Source organism: Paenibacillus sp. J14 (assembly GCF_000518465.1).
Classification (GTDB): domain Bacteria; phylum Bacillota; class Bacilli; order Paenibacillales; family Paenibacillaceae; genus Fontibacillus; species Fontibacillus barengoltzii.
The window spans coordinates 69174-76938 of the sequence record NZ_JADQ01000020.1; the positions used below are offsets into that span (position 1 = coordinate 69174).

The following is a 7765-nucleotide window of genomic DNA, read 5'->3' on the forward strand; positions in this document are numbered from 1 at the left end:
CCCTCCTTCCGGATTCAGACTGGTTTAACCCTTTGACGCAGGAAGAGCTGCAGATGTTTCAAAGAATCTCCTATTTTTTGCGAAAAGTCTCAGTTAATCAGTCCCGCATAACGCAGACCTTGACGGATGCCGCCCTCATCCACAGCCGCCGTGACATAATCGGCATGAGGCAGCAGGTCTGGATGAGAATTGCCCATGGCGATCCCTAAACCGACTTCCTGCAGCATTTCCTTATCATTCAGACCGTCTCCGAAGGCGACTGCGGCAGACAGAGGGATGCCGAGACGTTCCAGCATGGCTGCGATGCCCACCGCCTTGGAGCCGCCGCGCAGCGTGACATCCATCGCTTTCGAGTGCCAGCGGATCAGACGCAAGTCCTCGAATTGTCCATCGTACAACGCTTCGTCCTGCTCCTCACAATGCAGAAAAGCTTGATACACCGGGGATTTGCTCCAAAATTCCGGATCGAATCCCGGATGCTCGACCTTCAGCGAATTAATAGATTCCACGACAAAGGGGTGAGCTTCGGTATTGGTGTAGTAACGGTCATGCCCCTGAAATACGAGTGGATGCTGATGGCGCCCAGCCAACTCAACGAGTTTCTGAAGGCTTTGCGCAGGCAGGGGCCGCTGAAGCAGCGGCTCGCCCCGGTAGACAACGTAAGCCCCGTTTAGGCTGACGAAGGATTCGATGTGAAGCAGCTTGGCGATCGGTTGAAAAAAATACGGCGCCCGCCCGGTTGCAATCACCGGCTCGATACCGCTTGCTTTGAGTTCAGCAATGGCCTGAATCGTATCCTGCGGAACTTGCTTGTCCTCGTTCAGCAGCGTGCCGTCGAGATCAAAGAAGACGATGGTGTACTTGTTGTTCATAGGTATGGCTCCTATCCGTTCGTTTTTTTATCTGTTATCTATAAAAATAGTGTACCATGGGCGCGCAAACCGGTCATCGCCTCCGATCCACTTGTATAGAAAGCGTTGTCAAGCTATACTGTGAGCGATGGCCCGGCAACTGCTGCGGCAGTTCAGCCGGACGGTGTAAATCAGCCCCTATTGTGGAGAGAGGAAGAGGCCAATGCCGGTTATTGACATGCCCTTAGACGAGTTGCGCAAGTACAAAGGAATTAACCCCAAGCTGCCGGATTTCGACGCTTATTGGGAGACAGCGCTGCGCGAAATGCGCGCAGTGGATTCACAGGTTCAATTGGAGAAGGCGGAATATCAAGTGCCGGGTGTGGAGTGCTATCATCTTTATTTTACCGGAGTAAAAGGAGCCCGCATCCATGCGCAATACGTGCGCCCGGTTAAATCGGACGGCCCGGCGCCTGCCGTGATTTTGTTCCACGGTTATTCCGGGAATGCCGGCGACTGGACGGAAAAGCTGGGATACGCTTCGCTTGGCTTCCACGTCTTTGCGATGGATTGCCGCGGTCAAGGCGGCAGATCGGAGGATGTTGGCGGAACGATCGGCAATACGCTGCAAGGCCATATCATCCGCGGGGTAGACGGGGATCCGCAAAATATGTTGTTCCGCCATATTTTCCTGGACGCTGTACAATTGACGGGGATCGCTATGGAGATGCCGGAGGTGGATGAGAACCGCGTCGGCGTCACCGGTTGGTCGCAAGGCGGCGGGATCACGTTAGCATGCGCAGCGCTGGAGCCCCGGGTTCGTCGGGCTGCTCCAGTCTATCCGTTCCTCTCCGATTACCGCCGGGTATGGGAGATGGATTTGGCCAAGAATGCATACGAGGAATTACGCTTGTACTTCCGCCGCTTTGATCCGCAGCATGAACGGGAGGAGGAGTTGTTTGCCAAGCTGGGCTACATTGATGTGCATCATCTGGCCAGCCGCATTCAAGCGGAAGTACTGATGGGGGTTGGATTGATGGACGAGATTTGCCCGCCATCCACCCAATTTGCTGCCTACAACGCGATCACTTCGCCGAAGAAGCTGGAGATTTACCCGGATTTCGGCCATGAAGGTCTGCCGGGAATGCACGACAAGATCGTTCAGTTTATGCTAGGAATGTAAGGGAAGCCCGCAAAAATACTGACAAACAGGCTGAACGGGCAGGCAGAAAGGAGCGGTGTTCGTGACGGGCACGTTATTTATCAACGGGAGAATCCAAGCGCTGGAGCCAACCGGACTCTCTGAAAAAGAAGCCGATGCGGTATACGTGGAAAACGGCCGCATCCGCGCCATCGGGCGGACGGCGGAGCTGAAGCTGCAGCTGGCAGGCCGGGCGGTGCGTACCGTCGACTGGGAAGGGGCCGTGGTGCTCCCCGGCTTAACTGACTCGCATATGCACCTGTCCATGCACGGCATGAAGCTCGCCATGCTTGATTTCAGCGGCGTCACTTCGAAGGAGGAGATGCTGCGACTTGTCCGGGAGCGCGCGGCGGTGACGCCGCCCGGCGAATGGATTCTCGGCCTGAATTGGGACGAGAATCGGTTCGTACCCGCTGCGGCACCAACACTGGAGGAGCTGGACGCGGTTAGCACCCGCCATCCAATCTTCCTGACGCGCACCTGCTTCCATGCGTATTTGGCCAATTCCGAGGCGTTCCGCCGCGCGGGGATTACGCCGGATACGCCGGACCCGGAAGCCGGGGCATACGGCAGGGACGAGGAAGGGCGCTTCACTGGCTGGGTGTATGAGGAGGCGTCGGTGCCGTTCACCCGAGCGCAGCCAGAACCGGACTATGCCGCGAAGAAGGACGCCATTCGCCGCGCCTGGCTTGACGCGCTGCGCCTGGGGCTCACCGCTGCCCATACCGAGGACCTGCGGTTTCTCGGCAGCATCGAGACGATGCAGCGCATTTGCCGCGAGCTGCGCGAGGAAGGGATCGCCTTCCGCACCCACCAGCTGCTGTACTATCCGTTTCTGGAGGAAGCGGAAGAGCTTGGGGTGCGGGCCGGCGACGGCGACGACTGGCTGCGTATCGGCGCGGTGAAGCTGTTCGCCGACGGAGCGATCGGCGGCCGCACCGCGCTGCTAAAGCAGCCGTACAGCGATGCGCCGCACACCCGGGGCATGGCGATCCATCCGGAGGAGCGGCTCGCCGAGATCGTGCGTGAGGCGCGGCGGCAGGGCTTCCCGATCGCCGTGCACGCGATCGGCGACGGTGGCGCCGATCTCACGCTGCGCGCGATGGAGGCGCAGCCGCTGATCTCCGGCAGCCGGCTCCCGGACCGGCTGATCCATGCGCAGGTGCTGGACGCCGGGCTCGTCCAGCGCATGGCCGCGCTGCCGCTCGCGGCGGATATCCAGCCGCGGTTCGTGGCCAGCGACTTCCCCTGGGTGCTGGAGCGGGTGGGGGAAGGGCGTACGGCGTACCTGTACGCCTGGAAGAAGCTGCTGGCGGCCGGGATCCCCTGCGCCGGCGGCAGCGACGCGCCCATCGAGCCGCTCAGCCCGTTCCTTGGGCTGCATGCGGCGGTGACCCGGCGGGCGCCGGAGGAGACGCACGAGGGCTATCTGCCCGAAGAGAAGCTGACGACGGCGGAGGCCGTGGCGCTCTTTACCCGCGGCAGTGCCCAGGCCGCCGGGGAAGCGGACGAGCGCGGGGAGATCGCCGTGGGGAAAGCCGGCGATTTTACAGTCATCGACCGGGAGATCGAAGGCGATCCCGAGCAGCTTCTCCAAGTCCAGGTGCGGATGACCATCGTCAACGGGGAGATCGGTTACCGGGCGCCATAGACTTGCACGGTGAAGCCGGAGGTCATGTCCAGCAACTTGTTCCGCTGTTGAGCCTTCCCACTCCCCTCTCGCGCCTAATGTATATGAAAAATCGAATACAATTTAACGATTTGGGCGGATTTAAGGGAATCTATATGAAATTTCATATACATTTGCTCATTTCCGAGAGAAACAGCCTAAATCTATATGAAAAACCGAATAGATTCCCTTTTTTTCTTCGTTGGCACCATTTTATATATGAAATTTCGAATAGATTTCCGATATGACCTAAAGAAGCCGTCCCAGGGAGCTTGAACTCCCGGGACGGCTTTCTTTGTTGTGCTCGAGCATGGTGCCTGAACATCCTTACACCGTGAAGCCGGAGGTCATGTCCTGCAGCTTCTTCGCCATCGCGGCCAGCTGGTCGGCGGTGCCGTCGATTTCGTTCATCGTGGCGAGCTGCTGCTGGATGCTGCTACTAATCTGCTCCGTGCCTCCGGCGATCTCTTCGGTCGCGATCGCGATGCTGCTGATCGCTTTCTCCATCTCCCGGGTGCTCTGCGCCTGCCGATCGTTATCCTCATCGATGCGGGCGATCTGGCCGATGATTTCTTGCACGCTGCCCAGAATATGATCGATACTGCGCTTTGCCTCCGCCGCTTTTTCCACGCCTTCTTGCACCTTGCCGGCCGCTTCATTGGCCGAGGCTACGGCTTCCGCCGACTTCAACTGGTTGTCGGCAACCACATCGGCGATCTCTTGAGCGGCGATCCGACTCTCATCGGCCAGCTTGCGAATTTCATCGGCCACGACGGAAAATCCTCTGCCGGCTTCCCCGGCGCGGGCCGCTTCAATCGCGGCATTCAGCGCCAGCAGATTGGTTTGGGCAGAGATGCCGGCGATCAGCTCGGTCATGTTGGCGATGCGCTCGGATGAATCGTTAAGCTGGCGGATCGTTGACGTAACGAGGCGGGTTGACGACTCGATATCGGTAATGGCCTCTTCGATCTCTGTAATTTTCATCGCCCCGTTGGCTGCGGCTTCGCCGACGATTTTACTCTTCTCCGCTGTATGTTTGCTGGCGATGGCCGTGGATTCGGAGAACCGGGCCATATCGGTTAAGCTGGCGGACGTTTCCTCCGCGACAGCGGCATTCTCCGAGGTGCCGGAAGCGATCTGCTGTACCGTGGCGGAGATGTTTTCCAGTGAAGCGGTGGTTTCTCCCGTTGCCCGGCTCAGCAACTGACTGGCGGAATACATCGTGCCGCTGGAGGCGATGATTTCCCCGATGATCGTTTGCAGCTTGGCCATAAAGGCGTCAAAGCTTTGGCTGAGCACGCCGAGCTCATCCTTGCTGCGATAACCGATTCGCCCGGTTAAATCGCCGTTGCTGTCGGCAATCTCCTTCAGCTTGGAGGTTACTTTTTCAATCGGATGGACGACGGCGCGAATAATAAACAATGCCAGAACGACAGTGACGGCGGCGGAAATGGCCAGCAGGATCAACATGGTGATCCAGGTGGAACGGTAGACCGCTTTGCTGTCTTCATAGGTTTGCCGCGCTTCATTGATATGTTCATTGATCCAGCCGTCCATCGCGTCGATCAATTCGGCTTTCGCCGTATCCAAGGCGGTCATTTCTGCTGGAGGTCCGCCGGGTTCCCCTGCCGGTTCGGCGGCTGGGTCTGCCCCCGCCGCAACCCCTGTTGCATCCCCTGCTTCAGCACCCGCTTCAGCGGCCTCCTCCGTTGCAGGCGCGTTCGCCCCTGGGCCTCCTGGACCGGTCATGCCGTTCTGGTACGTCGTCAGGAAGTTGTCCAACGCCTCAGTATATGCTGCGTATGTAGTCAATACATTGCTTACAGTCGCTTGGTCAGTTTCATCGTTATATTCGGACAAGCTTGCCTCGATCTTCGTTAAGGTTGCGGTGATTTCCTCCTTCAGCGAAGCGCGTTCTTCGTCATCGGAGGCGTTCATGTAGCTGTTGGCCGAGGTGCTCGCCGCAATCATGCTCGATTTCAGCTCCTCCAGCTTCACGATCGGCACGAGCCGTTCGTTATTCAGTTCCTCCAGCTTGTCGTTAACGTTGGAAATTTCCCGAAGACCCACGACACCGATGATAAGGAGAAACGCAAACAGGCAATACGCCAGCAAGCGGATTTTTAGCGCAATCTTCATGTCTTGGATGAGTTTCACGTGATTGTCCCCCTAGGTATGTATTCGTATAATGGATATGTCCAGTGTATCTGGGGGGACTGAATCCAGCATGAATAACAACTGAATGGAGCATGAAAGACCGCTGAATTCACGATGAACGGATACTGAATTTTTACTGAAAAGAACATGAGGAGGTTTTTTCCGTTGTCGCTGGAAATTGAACGCAAGTTTCTGTTACCGGCGTATCCGGAGCAACTGATTCGAGAGGGAGCGCTGGTGGTTCGGTCGGAACATGCGATCGACCAGACGTATCTAGCCCTGCATGAGGATCAGGAGCTGCGGGTTCGCAGAATTGAGGACTTGCGTACCGGAGAGATTCAATATACACATACCTTCAAAAGAGGGTTTGGCCTGTCCCGCAAAGAAGTGGAGGTGTCCATTTCGGAGGGGCTGTATGAGCAGATTATCGCGATTCATCAGGCGATCCCTTTGACCAAACGACGGGTGACTGCCGAATGGGACAAGCGTACAGTAGAGATCGACGTTTACGACCAGATCGATTTTATCGTGCTCGAAGTGGAGTTTAGCTCGGAGGAAGAGGCGCGGTCCTTTGAGCCGCCGGCCTGGTTTGGCCCGGACATCAGCACCAGCAAGGAATACAGCAACAAGAAGGTATGGCGCGATTTACAAGCCCGCAAAAAAGAGACCTGACATCCTCAGGTCTCTCGTTCTATGACAGTTCTCTATTCCAGCGCCAGTCCGCCGCCTTCCCGCAGCAAAAAACCGTAGTTATTGCGGACGAACTCCAGCACTTTATCGCAGATGATCCGGTGCCCGTCTTCATTTGGATGGATGCCGTCCGAGCAGAGGAACTTGGTGTAATCAGGGTGCTCGAGAAAAGCGCCGCGTACGTCGATCATTTTGGTCTTGGTCATTTCCGATACTTTCAGAATCGTTGAATTGTACCGTTCCTGCCACCAATAAATCTTCGTGACACTCCCCAGCCATTTCAGGATGTTCTTCTCCGCTTCCGGGTCGTTGCGGCTGACCCATTTGAAGTAATTGTCGGCGTTGAGCGGCGGCAAGCTCATCAGGACCGGGACAATGTTCTGACTCTTTACGAATTGGATCGCTTCGGTCAGCATTTTCTCAAATAGAGGAAAGTCGGTTTTCGGGTGGTGTTCCGCCTCGGGATGCTCAGCAATTTCATTCCAGTTGAAATCACAGTCATTGCCTCCGTACTCGATCAAAACGATGTGGGGTTTATCCTTCTCCACGTCCCGCTTCAGGTTCGTGAGCCCCTTCATTAACGTGTTACCAAACCGCGCGGTATTATGAACCGCACCCTTCAATTTCTGCTGCAGCAGCGATACATAGTTGTTCTCCAAGACGACGTACTTACGGCGTTGTTCATCGTAGATGACGCCTTTGGAAATGGAGTCTCCGCTGACCATATACTTGATTTCATTTTTGGAAAAAAACTTGCTGTCGTTGATCACAATATCACCCCTCTTAAACCCCGAAACCTTGTTCATTTCGTTATATCTATTGTAGATGAGTTTTCTTCGCCTATGCAAGTAAACAGTTCGTATTGTCAGTGTCAAGCTAGCGTGGGCAGTCATTTAAGATGCCTGGAACGCGAACCCCGAAGGAACCTCTTCCTTGTAAGCGCTTTGCTTCGTTCTTTCATCAAACACAAGTGATTTGTCAGAATTTTTTGCCGTTATCCGCGAAGTGCTTTGAGTGCCATACCCGTTGTGCTGCTTTGCTTCGGTCCTTGCAGCATGCGAATCATTCCAGCGATACAACCCTTGACCGGTTGCGTCACGTTCTTGAGCAATTGCCGCATGTTTATCGACTGCTGCGGCGTTGCCTGCTTACTCGCTTGTCCTTCAACCGTTCTTACCACCGTGCCCGCTTCTTGAA

General features: G+C 56.1%; 6 protein-coding genes and 1 pseudogene. 3 read left to right on the forward strand and 4 right to left on the reverse strand.

Annotated features, from left to right (window positions below; all coding sequences use genetic code 11):
• Positions 1–89: 89 nt before the first annotated feature.
• The gene (locus tag M891_RS0109940; protein WP_028538722.1) at positions 90–872 is read right to left on the reverse strand and encodes a Cof-type HAD-IIB family hydrolase; all 783 of its coding nucleotides are present in this window, start codon (positions 870–872) and stop codon (positions 90–92) included.
• 202 nt (positions 873–1074) lie between these two features.
• On the opposite strand from M891_RS0109940, the gene M891_RS0109945 reads away from it, so the two are divergent.
• Both M891_RS0109945 and M891_RS0109950 read left to right on the forward strand, forming a co-directional pair.
• The gene (locus tag M891_RS0109945) at positions 1075–2034 is read left to right on the forward strand and encodes an alpha/beta fold hydrolase (RefSeq protein WP_028538723.1); all 960 of its coding nucleotides are present in this window, start codon (positions 1075–1077) and stop codon (positions 2032–2034) included.
• 61 nt (positions 2035–2095) lie between these two features.
• Entirely contained in the window at positions 2096–3703 is a 1608-nt protein-coding gene (locus M891_RS0109950) for an amidohydrolase (protein WP_028538724.1), read from the forward strand.
• Positions 3704–4048: 345 nt separating this feature from the next.
• Here M891_RS0109950 and M891_RS0109955 read toward each other — a convergent pair whose 3' ends face one another.
• Positions 4049–5878 (reverse strand): methyl-accepting chemotaxis protein, encoded by a 1830-nt coding sequence (locus M891_RS0109955; RefSeq protein WP_028538725.1) that lies wholly within the window; start codon positions 5876–5878, stop codon positions 4049–4051.
• A 165-nt stretch (positions 5879–6043) separates the two neighbouring features.
• Between M891_RS0109955 and M891_RS0109960 the strand changes: the two genes are divergently transcribed.
• Positions 6044–6550, forward strand: a complete 507-nt coding sequence (locus M891_RS0109960) for a CYTH domain-containing protein (RefSeq protein WP_028538726.1) — start codon at positions 6044–6046, stop codon at positions 6548–6550.
• 32 nt (positions 6551–6582) lie between these two features.
• On the opposite strand, the gene M891_RS0109965 is transcribed toward M891_RS0109960, so the two are convergent.
• Both M891_RS0109965 and M891_RS0109970 read right to left on the reverse strand, forming a co-directional pair.
• Positions 6583–7338 (reverse strand): SGNH/GDSL hydrolase family protein, encoded by a 756-nt coding sequence (locus M891_RS0109965; RefSeq protein WP_332258793.1) that lies wholly within the window; start codon positions 7336–7338, stop codon positions 6583–6585.
• A 224-nt stretch (positions 7339–7562) separates the two neighbouring features.
• Positions 7563–7765 (reverse strand): annotated as a pseudogene (locus M891_RS0109970) (ISLre2 family transposase); the annotation flags it as partial.

Bases quoted from the DNA above. Each gene is read 5' to 3' on its own strand.
- M891_RS0109940 (WP_028538722.1), bottom strand. From the start codon at position 872: ATGAACAACAAGTACACCATCGTCTTCTTTGATCTCGACGGCACGCTG.
- M891_RS0109945 (WP_028538723.1), top strand. From the start codon at position 1,075: ATGCCGGTTATTGACATGCCCTTAGACGAGTTGCGCAAGTACAAAGGA.